Source organism: Brevibacillus sp. HB1.4B (genome assembly GCF_013284285.1).
GTDB classification, from domain to species: Bacteria; Bacillota; Bacilli; order Brevibacillales; family Brevibacillaceae; genus Brevibacillus; species Brevibacillus porteri.
Genome location: NZ_JABSUT010000008.1, coordinates 236,675 through 257,443, shown reverse-complemented (window position 1 = coordinate 257,443; position 20,769 = coordinate 236,675). Strand labels below are relative to the sequence as shown.

The following is a 20,769-nucleotide window of genomic DNA, read 5'->3' as shown; positions in this document are numbered from 1 at the left end:
TTTGCCAATTTATTTTCTATATTTTTCATAAGACATAGGCTAGGAGAGGGTAATCGATGATCAAGTTGAAAGATATCGGGAGGTTCGAAGAGCTGCCGGAAATCGCGATGCATATTTATCAAGGAAATGTCACGGCTTTGCAAGATGCGATTGCGGCAGGCTGGGATATAGAAAAGGGCATCGTGCTTAGCGAATATACGACGATAAGTCCGTTGGATCTGGCACTTGTATCGGAGAAACTAGAAGTTGTTAAGCTGCTGGTAGAGCATGGCGTTAATCTGAATGTCAAAAATAAACCGGCTTTTTTGAAGGCCGTACGTTATGGCAAGGAAGAGATCGTTCGCTATGTTGTAGCGCAAGGCGCCAAGCTGGACATGCTCAATCAGGTGCGCTCAGGCGCTTATTCGGAGGCTTACTACGGCAACAAAAAGAACATCCCGCTCATTCAAGAGCTGGGACTGGATATAAGACTGCATGGCGGCGATGTATTGCGTGAAGCCGTGTCGGATCATGACCTTACGACCACGGCCTACTTGCTCGATCATGGGGTGGACATCAATTACAACAAACCGAATATGGTGTATCCGTATCAAGCGACCCCATTAACAGTAGCCACGCGCATGGGGAATGTCGCCATGGTCAAGTATTTGGTTGAACGCGGTGCGGACGTTATGATAGCGGAAAAGGGTGGCGAGCGGCCTTATACCATCGCGGTCAGCAATAAAGATACGGTGTTGGCTGCGTATTTGAAATCGCTGGAGCCTGCCGAGCTACATGATGTGGAGAACAGAAAGTACGAGCTGCAAAAATATAAACTGACCGAAGAACTGATTGGCTTCCTTACCGGAGAAGAGCTGCGTCTTGAGCTGGCGGAAAATGAGTATGCTATCGGATACATCGATTTTTTCACATTGACCGATACGATTGAGATGAAGGTCGGGCGGCAAAAGCTGCTGCGTTTGTCTGCCGAAATCGACAACTACTCCCATCTGCATCTTGTGTGGAATCCGAAGAAAAAAGGTCTCATAGGCTGCTATGATGAGGAGCATAAGGAGTATGCGGACTTGTGCAGTTTTGCGGAGTTCCACGCGCAGCCGGAAGTGTATCTGATCAAGTTTATGGAAGGCGAATTAGACTCGATGTAAAGGGAAATATCACACGGGCCCTCGATAATTCGGGGGCTTGACAGTAAAAAATATCCAATGGTAAGATCGTGAGCAAGAAACGAAAGGAGGAGGATTGAAACATGTTCGCATACGTAACTAAGCATGAAACAAAACAATGCAGCGATAAAATCCAACTCCATAGGTATGCCTTTTACGCAATCGTGTTGTTTAAGGGTGAGCCAATTCCGTTTCCCATAGATTGCGGATAACGCCCTTGTGATAACACAATAGCTCTAAGCGTAAAGGCTGCGATTCAAGGCTGCATTTTTTCATCCCAGAATGAAAAGATGTGCTTGGAAGCGGCTTTTTCTATTGACAAATAAAGAACGTATGTTCTTAAAAAGCGAATAAAGGTGGTTTTACATTGAGCAACACGCCGATTAAATATTTCATCAATCCGGAAGTAAAAGTGGAAAACAATGCGGTAGAGGAGCTTCATCGACTTTTAGAGGTGAATGAAACAATTGAAACGCTGCAAAAGCATTCACCCGATTATTTTGACGATCCCAATACAGGGGTTTTGGAAGTAGCCATTACGCCCGATTTTCACAAAGGTAGCGGCATCCCTGTAGGCACGACGCTGTTTACACGTGGGTTTGTACTGCCGCAAGCGATTGGCAACGACATTAACTGCGGGATGCGTCTGTATGTCACGGACTTGTGCGAGGAACAGATTCGTACAAATCTGGATGCCATTGAACGGAATGTGCGCCATGTTTTTTTCGAAGGGGGCCGCAATATTCCCATGACGCGGCATATGCGGGAAAAAATGTTCAAGGAAGGCTTGATCGGCATACTGGACAGCCACAAGGAAGCGAATGGCGAGGGAATTTGGCGTTATTACAACGAGAAGCAGCAGGAGCTCGATTTGAGCCATGTTAATAAAATGGGTTCTTTTATCGCAGAATCGACGATTGGTCTCGATGACTTTCTCGGTCCTGCCGAGCTTTCTCGGGATGCACAAATCGGCTCGCTTGGCGGAGGGAATCATTTTTTTGAGATTCAGGTGGTCAAAAAAGTGCATCAGGGTGCTATCGCCAGCCAGTGGGGGCTGAAGGAAGGGCAAGTCGTCCTCATGATTCATACGGGCTCCGTTTCTATTGGGTATAACAGTGGGGCATGGATCAAAGAGATGCTGAAAAAGATGTACCCGACTTCCTTGAAGCATCCGGATAATGGGATGTATCCACTGCCTCTTTCGGAGCGTTCCCTGCCGCAGTGGAAAATGTTTTGGAGTCTCCTGCACAATGCGGCGAACTTTGCGTTTGCCAATCGATTGATGCTGGGCCTGATGATGTACAAATCGATTTCCGATGTGTTGGGCGATTTTGAACATAGGCTGTTGTACGATGCGCCTCATAATTATTTGTGGGAAGAGCAGCTGGAGCAGGTGGGTGGATTTTTGCATCGGAAAGGGTCGTGTACGGCGAAGTCGGCCGAGCAAATGATGGGCACGCCGTTTCAGTATACGGGCGAACCTGTGTTTATCCCCGGTTCCATGGGCTCGCACAGCTTTATTTTGGCGGGGCTCGGCAATCGGGATAGCTTGTATAGCGCAAGTCATGGCGCCGGTCGTGCACTCTCTCGCGGGGATGCTGTGAAAGTAGACGACGACCGATTTCGCGAGTTTCTTGCCAACTTCCGTGTGATCAATCCGATTGACCCGAAACGGGCGGACTTGCGTGGACGGAGCGATATTTTGAAGAAATGGGAAGAAGAGCTGAAAAAAGAGGCGCCGTATGCCTATAAAGATATTACACCCGTGATTCAGTCGCATGTCGATCATGGTATGGCTGAGATTGTGGCTGAGGTGGCACCGATTGCTACGGTGAAAGGCTAGATAGGAACCTCCACATTCACTAGTACAGTGATTTGGAGGTTTCTTTATAAAATTTGCGACCTTTAGACTCGTGATTACGACTTATTTATAGGAAAAAAATTCCTTTAAAAAAATGGAGGGAACAACATGAAAAAAATGAGTTCTACTTTGGCTGTGCTGATCGCAGCCACATTGATGTCAAGCACACCAATTTGGGCTAAAGACAAGGATAGCGTCGAACTGCCGAATCGTGTGAAAGAAACGTATGAGGAAGTGCTCGAGCTGGTGCCAGAAATACAGAAATACGAAAATAGGGAGGTAGAATTCTATAACGGAATTTATAGCATTACCCTGGAAAAAAAGAAGCAGGAATATCCATCAGCAACGATTGAAATTGATAAGAAAACAGGCGATATCGTTTATTTCGAGCACATTTCCACTCTCGAGCAATCATCGAATCCTCCTTCTGATGAATTAGCAAAAGAAAAAGCAACGGAGTTCTTGAAAGAATTGCTCGATGATAAGTTTGAGCAATACAAATTTGATAGTATCAAAGAACATGCCATTCACATTAGAAATGATAATGAAGATGGAAGCCAAAGCGATGTTGAGCGTGATGTCAAACGGGTATTGTTCACTACAGAGAATAACAACGTGTTGAATCTTGAAGTGGTGGTGGACACGGAAGGTACCATTCATAGCGTATTACCCTTTTTAACTGAAGAGAAGTTGGATCAAAAAATACGAAAAAGTGTCGAGCGGGTATTTGAGGCAATTCCTGAGGTGAAAGATGGGCCATATAAAATGATGAGAAGGGATCGAATTGACGAGAAGTTTAAAATACCAGAGCTTAGCATAATGCGAGACCAGATCTTCTATAGTAGCGATAATGCGGACATTGTTATTGACAACATCACCGGGGAATTGAACCATTTAACCATTCATGGAATGGATGAAAAATCCAATAATCCCATTGGTAAAGAGGTAGCGAAGGTAAAAGCGGCGCAATTTATACAGCAGGTTATCGAGGACAGTGAGAAGTACAAATTTGTGGCGCTTGGAACGCCGTATTCGGAAGCAAATGATTCGGGGACGGCCGTTGGATTTACGACACCTTTGCCAGAGGATGAACGGTATGTAAAACATTTGAAAGTGTATGTAGCTCAAAATGGAAAAATCCTATCGGTAAAAGCTAATGTAGAAGAAGAATCTTTTGATTTTGAACAACACTATAAAGATCTAGAACAACCTTTGGCTAGAGAAAAGAAGTAATCATAGCTGAAAGCCTCCGATCATGATTCGGAGGCTTTCTTCTTGTCAGGTAGATTCACCATATCACCTTTTTACCTGATCTCGCATCAATCCCGGTTCGTGTTGTCTCTTTTTTTATGATCGTATAAATCAATTGTGGAGGTTGATTTGCACCTGATAGCCCGGGATTGTTCGCATACACCAATTCCAGCGGACTATCTTCCAAAAGACGCTCGATTGCTGTTTCTTGCAGAATGACGTTAACAGGTTCTGGTAAGGTATCCGTGCTTGTAGTCAAATCTCCAACCATGCGAACCACTTGCTCCGTTTCAAGGTCTATCGAAATCTCGAAGATACGATCAATAATGGCGATGTTATGGTGCATAGCTTGGAATTGGATGGTTATCTCAGACCTAGATGAATTACGGATGATGTCTTTGACACGTAATTGCTGAATGCTTTTATCGAGAAACTTCTGTAAAAAGAGAGAAGCTGATTCAATATAAGCCTCTGTCGGCTTCGGATCGGGTGTCTTTTTACTGCTCTCTTCTGCTTCATGAAAATAATAGCTGACGACCTGGCCTGTATCGGTGATCACATCCATTGAAACACTTTTCTGCTGATTGGCAGAATACCATTGATAAACAGTAATCTTCTGCGGTCGCATGCCGTTAGTATTGGATGAATCATACCTAAAGGTCACTTCATTCACGGGGAGTTGGAGCTCCTTGGAGAGGAATGTAGCAGCCTCTTTTTGATCACGTACATATTGCTTCCCATGTGGTGTAATCGGAATGGGTTGCTTTTGCTCTTCTTTTCTAACCGTTCCGTCTAGGGCATTGATGTTTCCGAATAAACCGGGAAAATAGACGAGCTTTGATTGATTTTTTACATAAGCGAGCTCCACTGAATCCGCAAAAGCTTGTTGAGCCTGTTCCATAGGAATGGCTTTAGCTGGGTCAGGAAACAGCTGTGTATTCCATTGTTTATTTCCGCTGAGTGTCAACGATTGCGTTTTCTCTCCTTGAACCTGCACGAGATAGCCGCTATCCAAGTAAGGAATACCATTTACCATCCTCGTGAAATAATACTGCCCTGTTTTCTCATTGGAGAGAGAGGAGTGAACCTGGTATTGGTTGACATTTCCGACCGCAATTTTTTGAAAGTGAGTCCAAACAGGAGCGGGAATATCAGGTGGGCTGACTGGTGGACTTATTGGCGGACTTACTGGTTGTCTCATTTGGCTTTCTCCAATCGGAGTTTGGCTGAACTGTTTCGTATTGATTTTGTTTTTGTCGGCTTGCTCAGTCCGAGCTTTTCTTGTTTCCTTTGGAGTAGTCTTTGCAGGGGGATTCGTCTTTTGTACGGTCGGTTCCTTACTTTCTGGATGCTTGGGCAATATCGGCTGCTCGGTTTTAGGCAGCTCCACGACTTCAGCTGGTGGGAGAGAAACGGTTTGCGGCTTTTCCACTCCCATGTCATGCATATTCGCAAGACCAAAGACCAAAAAAGCGGCCGCTGCGACTCCGCCTGCTTTCGAAAGCACCAGCAACTTTTGCTGTTGCTTTAATTTTCGTGCCCTCTTTTGCAAATCGTTTTGCAGATACGTCACGAAATCTTCCCGGGGCTGTTCAGAAAGGGACATCTCTTTTAGTTGGTCGAGAAGCTCTTTGTCGCTATCATTTAACATTTTCAGTTTGCAACCCTCCCGGATAGTAATGAGGCTTAAGCTTTTGCTGCAAGATCTGTAATCCGCGGCTAAAATCAGTTTTCACCTTGGATTCTGTACATCCGAGGATTTCTGCTGTTTCTTTGATGCTGAATTCCTTGATTCCACGTAAATAAACAGCCATACGGTACGCGGGTTTTAACGTTCGAATCGCATTCATCAATTCATGCTGCGTTTCTTTGCTCTCCCAAGAGCTCTCTGGAATGCCCTCTTTGGAATGAAGTCTTTTCAGCCACTCGCTCGGTAACAGCTCGTACATTTTTCTTCGGCGGTACGCATCAATCGCTGTATATTTGGCAATGGAAAAGAGCCACGTCTTCATTTCAGAGCGTCCGTCATAGGTGGGAAGAGCCTTTAACAGACGAATAAAAACTTCCTGAGTCAGGTCCTCGGCTTCGGTGTGATTTCCAGTAAAGTAGAGAAGGAACTGATAAATATCCAAATGGTACTGCTTATGGATGGACAATATCTGTTGCTCTATATCATGCAAAAAGGCTCCCCCTAAACCCCGAAATATATTGCTCACCTATTAGTCGTAAGAAACTGGAAAAAGGTCGCGGGATTTTTGGGAAAATAAAAAAAGAGACCGTTCAAACTTAAACGGTCTCCCCTTGTACTTCACTCACGAAGGCATGTGTATTTTCTTCTGTGTCTTTAAAAAAGGTCATCCATGTTTCCGTTTGCCCCATTTTGGCTACGAGATGTGGCTCGTCGATAAACGTAACGTCTCTTTTTTTCAAATCTTCAAAAGCAGTTTGAATGTCATCCACTTGAAAGTAAAGGACGGAGCTGGCATGTGCAAATTGCTCTTTTTCCGGTAAGCTCAGCATGAGACGAAGTCCGTTACATTCAAAGAACGCCATATTGTCTGTCTGAAACAAAAGAGGGAGCCCGAGCTGCTCTTTGTAAAAATGGATGGCTTTTTCCATGTTTTTGACAGGGATGCCGATTTGCCCTACTTTTTGAATCAGGTTCGTTTTCATGATAAAATCCCCCTTTTGTTCGCGTCTCCTCATCAGCATAAACGAATTCATTGATTAATTCTTATCCAAAATCACTTTTTTTCTGAATGACAGAGGAGAAATGCCGATATGCTGCTTAAACATTTTGCTAAAGGAAACGGGGTTATGGAATCCAAGGGCAAAGGCGATGTCTGTCATACTGAAGTCCAGTTTAGCTAACAGTAGCTTGGCTCGTTGTATCCGGTATTCCGAAATATGCTGGTGGGGCGTTTTGCCATACACTTGGGCGTACGCTCGCAATAAATGGTTGGGGGACAGACAAGCAATCTTTGCGATCTCATCGAGCCTAATTGGTTGATCATAAAAAGCTCGTATATAATCGTGGGCGGTACTGACTCTTCGATAGAGTTCTTCGCGCGTCGATTGTCGAAGCGCGTGCAACGCGTCTATTTCTTTTCTTACATCGAGGTGTCCGAGCAATATGGTCCGCATAATTTGGTGAAATTGTTCTTCATAACCGATGGATTCCCGATCAAGGAAGGTGAGACCATCTTTCAGAGTCGTTAACTGGGAAGCGAGTGTATGGCTCGTAGCATAGGTTTTTTCAAAGAAACCAATAGAAGCTGTGTCTTTATAAGGATCGCTAAGTAGTCTATCCGTCGATTCCTTGAGCGATTGGAAAATCTCCTCTGCAAAACCATGCTTGAAGAAAATACAAAACGATTCAACTTCCTCGGAATCATCAATCGAAATGGTGTAATTCCCTTCGTTCAGCAACAGATACCGATTTTCTTCCACAGCAAAAAAGCCTTTGCTCGTCTTGTAATGTGCCCTTCCTTTCCGGAATGTCTTGATAGAGAGTTGCCCCTCCCCTTCCCAGTAAAATTGCTTGCTTTTTGCATGCAGCACATAGTTGGTTGAGGCTTTGCCGGTCATTTCAAGATATCCTGCAACGTCTTATCGATATGGGCGAAGCGAAACGGGTACCCTTCACGCTCAAGCCTTTCTGGAATGACCCAGCGACTTTTCAAGACCAGCTCTGTTTCTGTTCCGATCATGACCGCTCCCATTTCCAGCATCCATTTGGGAGAAGGTAGTCCGAAGCTTCGATTCATGACGTTTCGAAAATGCTGCATGAACTCACGGTTTGTGACGGGATGTGGAGAAGAGCAATTAAATACGCCGCTTAAATCTCCCCGTTTTTTCAAAAAGAGAATAATTTGATACACATCTTCAACATGTATCCAGCTAAAACGCTGATTGCCCGATCCTTGGACACCGCCAAGACCAAAGCGAACCAGATTCTTGTAAGGCTCGATCACACCGCCGTTTTCCCCCAGCACGATCGCCATACGTAAGGCAACTTGTCTCGTATGCGGCAAATCAAAGGAAAAGAAGGCAGACTCCCACTCCTTGGCGACATCAACGGAAAAGCCTGTTCCAATCTCCCCGCTCGCTTCTGTCATGGGGCGATCCTCCGCATGCCTATAGATGGTGGCTGTGCTCGAGTTGATCCAAAGCGGTGGCGGGTTTTTGCAAGCCAAAACAGCATTGCCGAGTATGTGAGTGGTCTCTGTTCGAGATTTCAGGATTTCTTCCTTGTTCTTGTCATGGTAACGGCAATTGACGGATTTGCCCGCCAGATTGATGAGCAGCTCGGAATCTTCCAAAGCTTCCACGATCTTTGCATGATTATCCCACATTATATGAGGGAAAGTTCTTGCGATGATCATGACTTCGTAGCCAAGTTGATTGAATTTGTCTGCCAGATACTTGCCGATAAAGCCAGTGCCGCCGGCCAGGATGACTTTCTTTTTCATAAGATCAACTCGCTTCCTTCTGTATGCGTATTTCTTACAATAATTGTAACATAATGCGAAGTGGCGGCAGCATGCATCCGTCATTCTAGCGATTTTTTTGATAGACCATACAAAATACAGGTACATCATCGATTTTGGTTTGTTCTCGTAACGTAAATCCTAGTTTGCGATACAAACTGACATTCTCTTCCTTTTCCGTATCCAGCGCGATTCCCTGCGATTCGTGGTCATCCTCTATGGTTTGAAACAGGTGTTGCATCAGGGTTTTGCCGACTCCCTTGCCTTGAGCCTCCGGTTTTACGCCAATCATAATGAGGTAGTGATGCTTCCATGGAGGAGCGGCAGAACGTGTGATGCGCATATAAGAATTAAGGAGTATCAGCGTTTTTCCAGACAGTTGAAATACTAAAGGAATTAGCATACCGATTAACAGCAAGCCCCCTTTTATATGCGGAAGCTTGCTGGTTTGTGGCTTCTCGACGACGTATGTGCCGAGTAAGCTGTCTTCGTCAAAAATACCCCATACTTCCTCATGAAATAGAAAGCTCTTATCAAACAGAAAAGACAGAAAAGCTGTCACGCTTTTTCTTGCTGCATGGTCGAGCTCTGAATCCCCAAATACGTGCAGAAAGAGTGGATCACGCGAAAATGCCCTGCTCATGAGTGAGACGAATGCGGATTTATCCGACTTTGTGAGTTTGGATATGCGGTAGGAAGTCTTCATTTTTCTGTACCTGTGTCGTTGATTACTTTCCCATAATGATTGACAGCAAAGCTAAACAACACTTTTACCATAAAGAATAAGCAGGTGATCAACAGAAACGGATGCATGCTTGGAAGCAAAGGTATCCAGCCAAGGCCAACAGACAGGAGAATGCCTGCGACAAACAGCTGAGAACGATGCCCAAAAAGAGCATTCACAACAAAAGCTCCTACAATCGTATAAGCCCATACCCCTATGGAATAAGCGAGGTTTTGCTGTAAGAGAAATGCAACCAGGATGATATGGACGTGAATGGCGATAAAGACGATGCGATTTTTTTTACGTGCGGCATAAAAATTGCTGGTTGAGATCGTAAAATTCGCTAGGCAGCCAGAAAATATATCGAATACAAGCAACAATGCCAATGTACTGCGCCAAATGGGCAAGCTCTCCGTGAGTTCAGGAAATCGCAAATAGAGAGCAGTTGTGAGCACTCCACCGAACAGCAAGATAACTGCGAACGAACCAATGCTCTGCTTTTCACCGAAGACGTCATGCAAAAAAGCAGGAATCCGTAATTGTTTCATGATAAATACACTCCCGTCTCTTGAAAAAAATATGTAGTAAATATACTCATTTACTACAAAACAATTATAACTATCGAGGTCCGTCCATTTCAATAATTTTGTAGTGTATTCGTTGAATTACTCTAAAACCTGAGCTACACTACAGAAAGAGGTGGAGAAGATGAACGGATTCGAACGACGAAAACAGAACAAAATCGATCAGATATACAGCGCCGCCTTTCCATTGTTCTCCAAGCATGGCTTTCAAAAAGTCAGCGTAAATGAAATTGCGCAGAACGCGAAGGTTTCTCCGGCGACCATTTATAACTACTTTGGGACAAAAGAACAGCTCTATGCGGACATGCTAATGAACTGGATGGACAAGCAGTTGGAGCAGTATGAGAGGATTCTCGATTCGGGGAGTTCTTTTTCTGAAAAGACAAAGGACATCATGCTGTTGGAAGCCAAGAATTTGCATACCCTCACGGACGAGTTTCAGAACGCCCCCTTTTCTGAACTAAGTCGTTTACTGCAACGAATCGAAAGCGAATACGAACAAAAAATCAGGCGCTTTTTTACGAAGTTCGTCGCGCTTGGGAAGCAGGAAGGTTATATTCAGCGTGATCTGACAGAAGAAATGATGATGATGTACTTCACGATGTACAAAAATGAGCTGGGACGGCATTGGGAAGCATCGAATCGTGAGCGAGTAACGTTGAGTATGGAGCAATGGGTGGATATGTTTTTCTTTGGTTTGGTTGGACAGAAGCAGAAGTAGCACGAAAGTAAAAAAGCTCTTCACCCAAAATGGGGAGAGCTTTTCTTTTTTAGCTAAAATTTGAAAAGTCTGTATGCCAGTTAGATTTCGATAGGTTGCCGTGTTTGGAAACAAAGGAGCGTGAAAAATTCCAATCATTTTGGCGCAGGTGATCCAGCGATGTTTGCGCAGTCATAAATTGATAGCCGGCGATATATCCCGTGATAAACTCGCTCCAGCTGTTATAGGCTTGTTGCGCTTGTCTCACAGCCTGTAGCTTAAACTGCCGAGCTTCCTCTTTTCTGATATAGCCGCCATTTTCCCATCTCGTACCACTCAAGTACGAGGCCCAGGCAAAATCATAGGCGGCAATCCCTTCAGCAGGGAGTCTTTTTAGATAGTAATGAACGACCTTTGCCTTGCCGAGGCGATTCTGATCTGGTTCCAGAGAGTCGATATATTCCACTCGTCCTGATTCTGATAATGCTGATAAGAAATGGTGAAGCCGGGCAAATTCTTTCCGCTCGCCTTCTTTAAGCATCCACGATAGTCTCTCTTTCTGACTCGCTGCATCTCTTATTCCCCGTTTGCTAAAGTTATCTTTTGTTTCGATGAAGACCGTATCTGCCCCGATCATAATAGCTGAATGCATACTGTGGGTAAAGAAGTGAAATTGTTTTTCCTTTTTACGCTTGAATGTGAACATGTATGAAAAGTTCACTCCTTGTTAATAGAATCGAGTGATGATATACAGCTTGTACAGTGAACCAAAGAAGAAACGACACAAGACCAAAAGAATCAGCCCATAGAAATAGATCGCTAACGGCGGGCTCGGGCTCGTCGGGATCGTCAAATACTTTACCTCAATCATTTGATTCTGATTGAGCTTGTTGAAATCGAACAAAGGAGTCAGTTCCAAATGCTGTAACATTTTCTTTGTGTCCACCAGTACCTTAGGCGGTATATCCATTATCTGGCCCATTTCAAATTCTAAGATTCCGGTTTTTTCAATCTCGATCGTACTATGCTTCGTAATGACGAGGATGGGTGTATCGCCCAAGTAGCCGATTTTTACGTAGCCTGAAGGAGTAATTTTTCTTATGTCTCCGGTTTCATTAAGCGTCAAATAATTTTCGTATGTCGTGTAGCTATTTCCGTCTTTATCTGTTTTCGTATATTGATAGATGTTCAGATTACGGAGATTCGTTAACTTGGCCTGAACGAATTGGTTGGGTCCAATCTGTTTCAAAGCCTCTGGCGATGATAATTTGACCAGTCCATTCTGATGAAGCTCTACATTAGAAATGGGAGTGGACTTCGTATGATCTACATATACGTTGTATAGAAGAGATTGAAAAAGCATGATGAGAGCAAGGGCAACCGTAGCTACGGCTACTTGAAAATGAATGGCCGGCTTTATTTGTTTATTCAAGCCTTTCCGTTCTCCCAGCTCCGAAGTCAATTGCTGCAAGGCATGCTTTCGATCTTTGGCTGGTAGCTTCTTGACTTGTTTCAGCATGTTTCCACGAATCTGGGTGAGCAAAATGAGTGCCTCGTAATCGTGTGGACTGGCTGCGAGCAGCTTTTCAAATGTGACTTTTGCCTGAGCAGCCTTACCCAGCTTCAGCTCACACTTTCCGAGCAGGCTCAGTGCTTCCGGATGGTTTGGGAGTTGAGACAAGATGTACTCGCATTCCTTCTGAGCTTCGGTGACATGTTGTTTGTGGTACCATATGTAGGCTCGAGCCAGGTAGCTGTCGATATCGTCTGGCTGAATGCTGATGATACGGGAATAAGCGTCAAGTGCACCATCCGGGTCACCGATGCGTTGGCAATACTCTCCCTGAAGGCGAAGCAATTCGGGGTCATCGGCAAATAAGGCAATAGCCGCGTTAAGTGAGTTGCTTGCTTGCTCCAGTTGATTTTCTTTCAAGGCTTGATAAGCTGCATCGCGGTAAGACAAAAATTTATCACGATCGAGATGGGTCGCCGCAAGCAAAGTGTCAAAACGCAATCCTGGCTCGTCTAGCTGCTTCAGATAGTATTGGCAAAATTTTTTCGAGTGCTTGTCCATATAAAAAGGCTTTTGAATAAGCTCCCGCCATTGAAAGCCATCCTCTAGTATTAACCAGACGCTTTTGGGCAAATGGTGGTGCTCGTGCAGAAAGTGAAACAGGCGATCACTGACGATTCTGCTCTGATGTATATTCCACACTAAGTCAGAACGGAGCAGCTTTGTCCAATTTTCCGGATTGATTCTGGAAGGGAAATCGTCGTACAAAGCTTTTACTTGCTCCATAAAAGTGTCTATCTGTTCAACCGGATTATTGCGATCCAGTGTGACGTCAATATGTTGAAAGGACATCCGACGTTGAACAGTGAGAACGGGGGTATCCTCTTCCACAACCGGATCATTGCGATCCAGTGTGGCGTCAATATGTTGGAAGGACAACCGACGTTGAACAGTGAGAATGGGGGTATCCTCTTCCACAACCGGATTATTGCGATCCAGTGTGGCGTCAATATGTTGAAAGGACAACCGACGTTGAACAGTGAGAACGGGGGTATCCTCTTCCACTTGTACAGGAGCTTCTGTATCAGCTGTGAATGTCACTTCTGCTTTTGGTATTTTCTCACGCTGCTTCGCCATTTTGATGGCCCGATCGTATGCTTCTCTCAGTTGCTGATAGCCCTCCGGATCATCTTCCGGGTGATGCATCTTCAGCTTTTTCGCATAGGCTTTCTTAATCGTCGAAATATCTTCGGTAGGATCAATGTCCAGTATCCTCCAAATATTCACAAGTCGTCACGCCACCTTTTACGTGTGATTCATCTATTGTTTCATGATTATAATCCACTGAGGATAATTTTAACTATCATGGGAAAATAAAAAAGACGCAGACCTTCTTTCCTTGTGAGAAGAAGATCCGTGTCTTTTCATTGTTAAGGTAGTTGGACGGCAGGTTACATAGCTTTTGCAAGGGCAATCACATTTCGGCGGAGTGTTAGCACATCCATATCCCCTACTGTTTGGAACAAACCGCTTTGGTGGTCAATCAACAACAGAGCCATCATTTACATTGTGATTTTTCGTTGTCATGGATAATTCCTCTTAAATGTCTTTGTATGGAGTTTCTTTAATTTGAGATAAATTTGATTCGATTAAAAATCGTACTCCGCATCTTTTTGCTCCCGAATCCGTGCATAGGCATCGACGAGTAGTACCGTATCCTCGACGAGACGCTCCAGACGGAAGTGAATATCATCATTGATGATTTCTTTGCGGTTGAAGTCCTTCTCTTCGATAAAGACATAAGTGGGTACGATATGTGCCTTCATATAAGAGAGGATCGGCTTCAACTGTTGTTCCGCCATGAGATAGTGCTTGGATGTTCCTGCCGTGACCAATACGCTGACCACTTTATCCCTGAAAGCGTTGACGGGCAACAGGTCAAAAATGTTCTTCAATGTGGCTGGGATAGATGCTTGGAAAGTAGGTGTTCCAATGATAAGCGCATCGGCTCCCATGATGGTTTCGGTCACGAACTTGGTGTCGCCTTCGTAATCCGTATAATTCCGTCCGTCGCTGAAGACGAGATTGTACTCGGCTAGGTCAAGCAGCGTAATTTCTGCATCCGGGTATTTTTCCCGTGCTTTTTTGAGTGTCCAATCCATCGCTGTTCTTGTTTTCGAGCCTACGTTAGAGCCTGCAATGCCGACGATTTTCATAGGTGTCACTCCTTTTTTTGTTCTTATTTTGCTGTATGCTTTTTAATTTCTGGCAAGATTTTCGTTGCGATCAGCTCAATATTTTTGGCAATCTTATCAAACGGAACGCCGCCAAAATCGATTTGCGCCATGAAGCGCTGTTGCCCATACATTTCGTATTGGTAGAGCATTTTTTCGACGATGACATCTGGGCTACCAATCATTAACGCATCTCGATAATCGACAGCTTGCGCAAACTGTTGCTTCGGATATCCACTACCACGCAAAGCGATAAAACCACCGTTTAGATGCGGATAGTACTCGCGAAGCGTATCAGAAGTTTTGTCAGCTGTATAAAACAAGCTTGTTGTCGCTACTGGCAAGGTAGCTGGGTCAAAGCCATTTTGCTTCGCAGCCTCCCGATAGGCATCGACGGAGCCTTTAAAGTTGATGGCAGGACCTCCGAGTGTTGTCAGCATCATGGGTACTCCTGCTTGACCGGCTTTGATCGCACTCGCAGGTGGTCCCCCTACTGCTCGCCAGATAGGCAGGCGTCCGTCTAATGGCTGCGGCAGGATCGTAGCATTTTGTAGCGGTGCACGGAATTGCCCTTCCCACGTAATGCGTTCCTCGTTATTCAGCTTCAAAAGCAGATCCATTTTCTCTTCAAACAATTCTTCATAGTCGCGTACATCGTAGCCGAGGAGGCTATAAGCCCCTACACGGGAACCGCGTCCCGCAACAATTTCAGCCCGACCATTGGAGATCAAATCCAACGTAGCAAAGTCTTCATACACGCGGACTGGGTCGGATGTGCTCAATACCGTAGCAGAGCTGGCAATTTTAATGTTTTTTGTAGCTTGTGCGATCGCGCCCAGAATGACGGTATGTGCTTGCGTCGTAAAATACGTCTGGTGGCTTTCGCCAACAGCGAATACATCAATACCTGCTTCATCTGCCAGCTTACTTGCCTCGATTAATTCCTTGATACGTTGTTCAGCAGAAATCTTTGAGCCTGTGTGTGGGTTCGGGGTATGGTCGCCAATTGAATACAGGCCGAATTCCAGTCCCTTTTTGGTGTCGATACGATATTGTTCCATGTTCATTCACTCCTTTTAGTCTATAGGTGTCAATTTTTCTTCAATCTCTGCACGACGGCCTTCGAGGAATGGAGGTAAATCCAACGCTTTCCCGAGCTCCTCGACGGTTGAATCTGCTGTGAAGCCAGGACCGTCTGTTGCGATTTCGAATAAAATTCCATTTGATTCACGGAAATACAAGCTTTTGAAGTAGAATCGATCGATCACGCCTGTTGAACGGAAGCCGCGTTTTCGAACGGCGTCATCCCAATATTGCAGCTCCTCATCGCTGTTCACGCGAATCGCCAAGTGATGGACACTCCCTCGTCCTGGTTTTTCAGGGGTACCCTCTTCCTGCTTGATGACAATTTCTCCGAAGGATTTCCCAGGGACGGATTGATAAATGGCTTCTTGTTCTGAGCGTGATACTTCGGTATAACCGAATGTGTCTGTTAACAGACTGGCTATTTTGTCCAAGGAGCGGACGGTAATCTCAACCGTGCCGATTCCCAAAATGCGATGCTTTTCTTCGACCACGGATTCGTCCCATGGAGCCCAACTCGATGGAACTCCTTCGCCGTTGTTATTGATCAGGATCATCCGCAGTCCTTCTGGATCTTCGAAATGCAAGGCATCGCGGCCAGCGTACTTGGTAATCTCGCCATGGTGAACATTCAGTTGTTCAAAGCGCTTTTTCCAAAAGGTCAAGCTCTCCAGTGACGGAACGAGCAGTCCGATTCGAGTGATCGCGTTCGTGCCGCGTACAGTTTTTCCTACCATCGGCATTTCAAAAAATGACAACTCGGTTCCGGCACTGCCTGTCAAATCTCCGTAAAACAGGTGATACATCGACGGATCGTCTTGGTTGACGGTTTTTTTCACTCTGCGCAGTCCCAATACGTTTTGATAAAAGTGATTATTCGATGGAGCGTGTTTGGTTAACATAGATACATGGTGATGGCCTGGAATGGTGTACATGGTAGCCCTCCTTATATAACTTGACTAATCAAGTGATGGTGTAAAAAAATTACACAGGCGGTAATTCCTTTTTTTGGCTATTCTTATGAACGCGTGTCATGAGGGTGTATAGCGTTTTTTGCTCTTCTTCGCTGAGTACTTCGTCAAAGAAAGACGATTGGAAAGCCAGTTGTTCAGGAAAGGCTTGTTCCAGTACTGCTTCCCCTTTTTCGGTAAGGCTGATCGTTTTTGTTTTCCAATCCTGCTTGCGTACAATGTAGCCTTCTTTTTCAAGACGTACGAGCATTCGAGAAATACCACCTTGGGTAACGGTTACCCTCTCAGCTAACTCCGATTGGGTAAGAGGCTGATAGACGCTAATTTGCATCAGGACATCGAATTGAGCTGTTGTTAAATCAAATCTATTTAGGAACTCATTTGACAGCTGGTTGCTTTGGGTGGTAAACCGCATCAAGCGTAACCAGATTAATGAGCCTATGGTGTTATTACGCATGTTAGTTTGCCTCCCTTCGCTGAGCTTATTATCACTTTACTACTCAACTGATAAAATAGCAAGCGTTTATTAATTTCCTTCCACACCGATTTATTCATCCAAGTATGATGTTGTGTCGATTATTTGGTATTTTTATAAAAGAACACTATGAGATATACACAATTACTCGGAATGGAACTTTGCCCAAGTGGGGTACGGATTAAAAGGTAATGCACACTATTTATGAAATAGGGGATCATTTATGGAGAAAAAATCAGGAGTATACTTTGGCAAAGAAATTGTCTTAAACAACTTGAGAGATATCCTATTTCACTATCATACTGAAGAAAATGCAGATTATGAGCTTACCATTGATTGTAAAGAGTTCGATCCAAGAATTGAAATAGATGCTGAAATAATTGGGTCTTATGTAAGAAAAGAAGACATAGAAGAATTGAATTTGAAATTAAAAGGGCTACCAGGGAACTTCCGTTGGTGCACATACAAACACTGGCATACGACCGCAGTAATCAATGAAGTAAAATATGAAGCATATGGAAAGGAAACGCTAGATGGTGAACGGTTGCTTCTATTAGAAGATTATACGGGAGAGTTGAATGATCTCAGATTAAAAATATGCAATCTCCCTCAGCATTTACAGTGGGTGACATTGAGGAAAAATATTGATGGAACATATCCAAATATGCAAGAAAACTTTAGATCTTGGATAAACGAGATGTTAAAACTTTAAACTGTTTGTAAGAATGTGCCGCTCCATTATTAGGAGCGGCATTATTTTTATCTATTGTTTTTTTTCAACCGTCTTCTTCATCGTTTCAATTAATGCTTTCAAGAGGGGCAAATTTCGGTTCTTCATATGATATGCCAAGTACAAATCATTAAAAACAGTACAGGACGGATACATGATTTTTACTTTGTTCATGGACAAATGGTCATCCAACATGAACGTGGGCAACAGGCTGATGCCAGCGCCGTGCTCGATAGCCTTCAGCACACTGTGCAAATCCGGTACGACGTGTGTCGGATGCGTTTGTGGTCGCTTCTGAAAATGCTCACGCCAAAAGCGGCGGATGATCGGCAAATCCAAATCATAGCTGATCCACGGCTGGGAGCATAGCCACGATTCAAAAGACTCCTTGTCGTCAAACGTTGGTTCACTGTAATCGGGAGGTGCCACCAAAGCAAATTCCTCTTGCATGTACGGAATATATTCGACGCCTGGCGCGGAAAGCTTTTGCGACATGACGATGAGATCTACTTTTTCCTCCAGTAATAATTCGAGTACCTTGGAAGCGACACCGAGATAGGCGATGACGCGCATTTGGTAGCTCCCGATATGCGGAGCTAATTTTTCACGGAAAAACTCATGCGCTGACCCGATTCGAATCACGGGTAAAGACGTGGCCGCGTTCGTCTTGAGGGTCTGCGTGGTTTCTTCCAAAGCTTCGATGAGCGGAACCACCTGTGTATAGAGCGCTTTGCCTCTCTCGGTAGGAATCATTTTTCGGGGAGCTCGTGTAAATAACGGCTCACCCACTTCTGCTTCCAGGGAGGCCAAATGCTGGCTCATGGCTGGTTGGGTCATCATTCTCGTTCTGGCAGCTTCCGATACGGAGCTATGCTTATAAATGCTGATAAAGCTTCGGTACCATTCAAAGTCCACCATGCTGGCTATCCTTTCTTAACTGAGACGTTTCTGGTGCTGTGCTCCCCATATCGTAAACAAAATTCCGATGACCGTCACGAGCGAAGCGACCCAAGGAACGGCAGTAAGACCGCCTGCAAAGTTAAAATCGATAACAACGCCCCCGATATAGGCACCAAGTGCATTACCCAGATTGAAGGCCGCGATGTTCAGGGTCGAGGCGAGAGTAGGTGCTTCCTTGGCTGTGTTGAGCATGTGGAGCTGCAAGCCAGGAACGGTACCAAATGCGGCAATCCCCAAAATGAATACGGTAATTAAGGTGAGAAGCTTATTTTGATCGGTAAAGCTGAACACAGCGAGAATGAGCGCTAGTGCGACAAGTATCCCGAGCAGGGAAGGAAACAGCTTGCGGTCTGCCAATTTTCCACCGTAAATATTCCCGATTGTAATCCCTACGCCGAATAAGACGAGGATGTACGAAACAGAGCTGGGTGAGAAGCCCGTGATGTCCACCAGGATTGGCGAAATGTACGTAAACGCGGTAAATACGCCACCAAATCCGAATACAGTCATCAAAAGCGCGATATGAACCGCTGGGCGTTTGAGTACGCCGAGCTCTTGTCGCAGACTGGACGTTGCGTTGGCGACCTTCGGAACGAGCATGACAATTCCGATCAATGCAATGATCCCAATCATCGTGATTGCCCAGAAAGTAGAGCGCCACCCGTACGCTTGCCCCAGAAACGTTCCAATCGGTACACCCAAAATATTGGCCAGTGTCAGTCCGGTAAACATAATCGCGATGGCACCCGCGCGTTTTTCCTTGGGAACCAGCTCAGCAGCAATGACCGAACCCACACCGAAGAACGATCCGTGGGTAAGAGCAGCCAGGATGCGAGCCAGCATCAGAACCATATAGTTCGGTGCGAGGGCGGCTAGCGCATTTCCCGCGATAAATAGAATCATAAGAAACAGCAGAAGTGCTTTGCGCGGCATTCTGTGGGTAGCCATCGTAATGATGGGAGCGCCGATAGCGACACCCAATGCATAGCCGGTAATAAGGAATCCAGCCATCGGAATGGAGACGTTCAGACTGGTGGCTACCTCAGAGAGTAGTCCCATAATGATGAACTCTGTCATCCCGATCGCAAATGCTCCGAGTGTCAGAGCGTACAGGGCGAGAGTCGATCCTTTGCGAGTGGCCTGTGCTGGTTTATAGTGTCCGGCCATATTTTCTGTTGCCATGGTAGTGAGTAGCCCTCCTTTCGTTGAAAGAAAAGGCTGATAGGTATTTCGTCTATCAGCCTCACGTGTATTATTCGCCTAATTTGTTTACTACTGCTTCTGTGACAGCGAGTGTAGATTGCGGATTTTGTCCGGTAATCAGGTTGCCGTCGATTTCTACATGTGTGTTCCAGTTTGGTGCCGCCACAAAAATGGCACCGAGATCACGGATTTTGCTCTCCAGGAGGAAAGGCAGGTAGGGGCCTAAGCCTGTCGCTGCTTCTTCTCTGTCTGTGAAAGCATTCACGCGCTTGCCTGCGACTAGCGGCTGACCATTTGACAAGGTCGCACCCACGAGCCCGGCAGGACCGTGGCAAACAGCCGCTACGATTTTTCCTGCTTCATAAAAATCTCGCAGTAATTGCTGGAGCTTTTGGTTATCTGGCAGGTCAAACATCGTGCCATGACCACCTGGGAGGAAAATGGCCTCGAAGCCGTCTGCTGTTACATCGTCCAGCTTTTTGGTGTTTTCCAGATGCTTGGCGGCGTCCAAGATTTCTTGCGGTGTCTGGTTGTCCACGCTGCCAGGGTCAATTGGACCAACTCCGCCCAATGGACTTGCTACGGTGATTACATAGCCCTTGTTTTCGAAGGCCAGATAAGCCTCCGCAAACTCGGACAGCCAGATTCCTGTCTGTTTGCCTTCCTGCATATCAGTATGATTGGTGACTACCATCAAGATTTGTTTTGCCATCTATATTGCCTCCTGTATTTTTTGATTGGGGTACAGTTGCTATTCTAAGATCGAGTTATCGATAAAACAAATTGTGTTTTATTGGTATATCCATAAATATATTTATGGATAAAAC

General features: G+C 45.1%; 21 protein-coding genes. 5 read left to right on the top strand and 16 right to left on the bottom strand.

Going from position 1 to position 20,769, the window contains the following annotated elements:
* Positions 1–56: 56 nt before the first annotated feature.
* From HP398_RS20275 to HP398_RS20265, 3 genes are all read left to right on the top strand, one after another.
* Positions 57–1,145, top strand: a complete 1,089-nt coding sequence (locus HP398_RS20275) for an ankyrin repeat domain-containing protein (protein ID WP_173623495.1) — start codon at positions 57–59, stop codon at positions 1,143–1,145.
* A gap of 385 nt (positions 1,146–1,530) precedes the next feature.
* Positions 1,531–3,006, top strand: coding sequence for an RtcB family protein (locus HP398_RS20270; protein ID WP_173623494.1), 1,476 nt, complete (start codon positions 1,531–1,533; stop codon positions 3,004–3,006).
* Between the two features lie 126 nt (positions 3,007–3,132).
* Entirely contained in the window at positions 3,133–4,257 is a 1,125-nt protein-coding gene (locus HP398_RS20265; RefSeq protein WP_173623493.1) for a YcdB/YcdC domain-containing protein, read from the top strand.
* Positions 4,258–4,312: 55 nt separating this feature from the next.
* On the opposite strand, the gene HP398_RS20260 is transcribed toward HP398_RS20265, so the two are convergent.
* The 7 genes from HP398_RS20260 to HP398_RS20230 all read right to left on the bottom strand — a co-directional run bounded on the left by HP398_RS20260 (position 4,313) and on the right by HP398_RS20230 (position 10,037).
* Positions 4,313–5,926, bottom strand: coding sequence for a YcdB/YcdC domain-containing protein (locus tag HP398_RS20260; RefSeq protein WP_173623492.1), 1,614 nt, complete (start codon positions 5,924–5,926; stop codon positions 4,313–4,315).
* Positions 5,916–6,455 carry an RNA polymerase sigma factor gene (locus HP398_RS20255; RefSeq protein WP_017246773.1) on the bottom strand — a complete coding sequence of 180 codons (540 nt, stop codon included), beginning with the start codon at positions 6,453–6,455 and terminating at the stop codon, positions 5,916–5,918. The genes HP398_RS20260 and HP398_RS20255 overlap by 11 nt, the downstream gene beginning before the upstream one ends.
* A 106-nt stretch (positions 6,456–6,561) precedes the next feature.
* Entirely contained in the window at positions 6,562–6,948 is a 387-nt protein-coding gene (locus HP398_RS20250; protein ID WP_173623491.1) for a VOC family protein, read from the bottom strand.
* Between the two features lie 54 nt (positions 6,949–7,002).
* The gene (locus HP398_RS20245; protein ID WP_017246771.1) at positions 7,003–7,863 is read right to left on the bottom strand and encodes a helix-turn-helix domain-containing protein; all 861 of its coding nucleotides are present in this window, start codon (positions 7,861–7,863) and stop codon (positions 7,003–7,005) included.
* Positions 7,860–8,747: a TIGR01777 family oxidoreductase gene (locus tag HP398_RS20240; protein WP_173623490.1), complete on the bottom strand. Its 888-nt coding sequence runs from the start codon at positions 8,745–8,747 to the stop codon at positions 7,860–7,862. The genes HP398_RS20245 and HP398_RS20240 overlap by 4 nt, the downstream gene beginning before the upstream one ends.
* An 85-nt stretch (positions 8,748–8,832) precedes the next feature.
* Entirely contained in the window at positions 8,833–9,471 is a 639-nt protein-coding gene (locus HP398_RS20235; RefSeq protein WP_173623489.1) for a GNAT family N-acetyltransferase, read from the bottom strand.
* Positions 9,468–10,037 (bottom strand): hypothetical protein, encoded by a 570-nt coding sequence (locus tag HP398_RS20230; RefSeq protein WP_173623488.1) that lies wholly within the window; start codon positions 10,035–10,037, stop codon positions 9,468–9,470. The genes HP398_RS20235 and HP398_RS20230 overlap by 4 nt, the downstream gene beginning before the upstream one ends.
* 160 nt (positions 10,038–10,197) lie before the next feature.
* Between HP398_RS20230 and HP398_RS20225 the strand changes: the two genes are divergently transcribed.
* On the top strand, positions 10,198–10,794 hold the full coding sequence (locus tag HP398_RS20225) for a TetR/AcrR family transcriptional regulator (RefSeq protein ID WP_017246767.1): 597 nt from the start codon (positions 10,198–10,200) through the stop codon (positions 10,792–10,794).
* 49 nt (positions 10,795–10,843) lie between these two features.
* Here the strand turns inward: HP398_RS20225 and HP398_RS20220 are convergent, their stop codons facing one another.
* The 6 genes from HP398_RS20220 to HP398_RS20190 all read right to left on the bottom strand — a co-directional run bounded on the left by HP398_RS20220 (position 10,844) and on the right by HP398_RS20190 (position 17,031).
* The gene (locus tag HP398_RS20220) at positions 10,844–11,479 is read right to left on the bottom strand and encodes a DUF1266 domain-containing protein (protein ID WP_173623487.1); all 636 of its coding nucleotides are present in this window, start codon (positions 11,477–11,479) and stop codon (positions 10,844–10,846) included.
* A gap of 21 nt (positions 11,480–11,500) precedes the next feature.
* A complete protein-coding gene (locus HP398_RS20215; RefSeq protein WP_173623486.1) occupies positions 11,501–13,573 on the bottom strand; it encodes a J domain-containing protein in 2,073 nt (690 codons plus the stop codon).
* 362 nt (positions 13,574–13,935) lie between these two features.
* Positions 13,936–14,502 (bottom strand): NADPH-dependent FMN reductase, encoded by a 567-nt coding sequence (locus HP398_RS20205; protein WP_069850077.1) that lies wholly within the window; start codon positions 14,500–14,502, stop codon positions 13,936–13,938.
* A 23-nt stretch (positions 14,503–14,525) separates the two neighbouring features.
* On the bottom strand, positions 14,526–15,581 hold the full coding sequence (locus tag HP398_RS20200) for an LLM class flavin-dependent oxidoreductase (RefSeq protein ID WP_017246763.1): 1,056 nt from the start codon (positions 15,579–15,581) through the stop codon (positions 14,526–14,528).
* Positions 15,582–15,596: 15 nt separating this feature from the next.
* Positions 15,597–16,538, bottom strand: coding sequence for a ring-cleaving dioxygenase (locus HP398_RS20195; RefSeq protein WP_173623485.1), 942 nt, complete (start codon positions 16,536–16,538; stop codon positions 15,597–15,599).
* A 49-nt stretch (positions 16,539–16,587) separates the two neighbouring features.
* Positions 16,588–17,031: a MarR family winged helix-turn-helix transcriptional regulator gene (locus tag HP398_RS20190; RefSeq protein WP_017246761.1), complete on the bottom strand. Its 444-nt coding sequence runs from the start codon at positions 17,029–17,031 to the stop codon at positions 16,588–16,590.
* Between the two features lie 241 nt (positions 17,032–17,272).
* On the opposite strand from HP398_RS20190, the gene HP398_RS20185 reads away from it, so the two are divergent.
* Entirely contained in the window at positions 17,273–17,761 is a 489-nt protein-coding gene (locus HP398_RS20185; RefSeq protein ID WP_173623484.1) for a hypothetical protein, read from the top strand.
* Positions 17,762–17,812: 51 nt separating this feature from the next.
* Here HP398_RS20185 and HP398_RS20180 read toward each other — a convergent pair whose 3' ends face one another.
* The 3 genes from HP398_RS20180 to HP398_RS20170 all read right to left on the bottom strand — a co-directional run bounded on the left by HP398_RS20180 (position 17,813) and on the right by HP398_RS20170 (position 20,654).
* Positions 17,813–18,697, bottom strand: coding sequence for a LysR family transcriptional regulator (locus HP398_RS20180; protein ID WP_173623483.1), 885 nt, complete (start codon positions 18,695–18,697; stop codon positions 17,813–17,815).
* Positions 18,698–18,712: 15 nt separating this feature from the next.
* The gene (locus HP398_RS20175) at positions 18,713–19,921 is read right to left on the bottom strand and encodes an MFS transporter (RefSeq protein WP_173623482.1); all 1,209 of its coding nucleotides are present in this window, start codon (positions 19,919–19,921) and stop codon (positions 18,713–18,715) included.
* Between the two features lie 70 nt (positions 19,922–19,991).
* Entirely contained in the window at positions 19,992–20,654 is a 663-nt protein-coding gene (locus HP398_RS20170) for a type 1 glutamine amidotransferase domain-containing protein (RefSeq protein ID WP_173623481.1), read from the bottom strand.
* Positions 20,655–20,769: the final 115 nt, after the last annotated feature.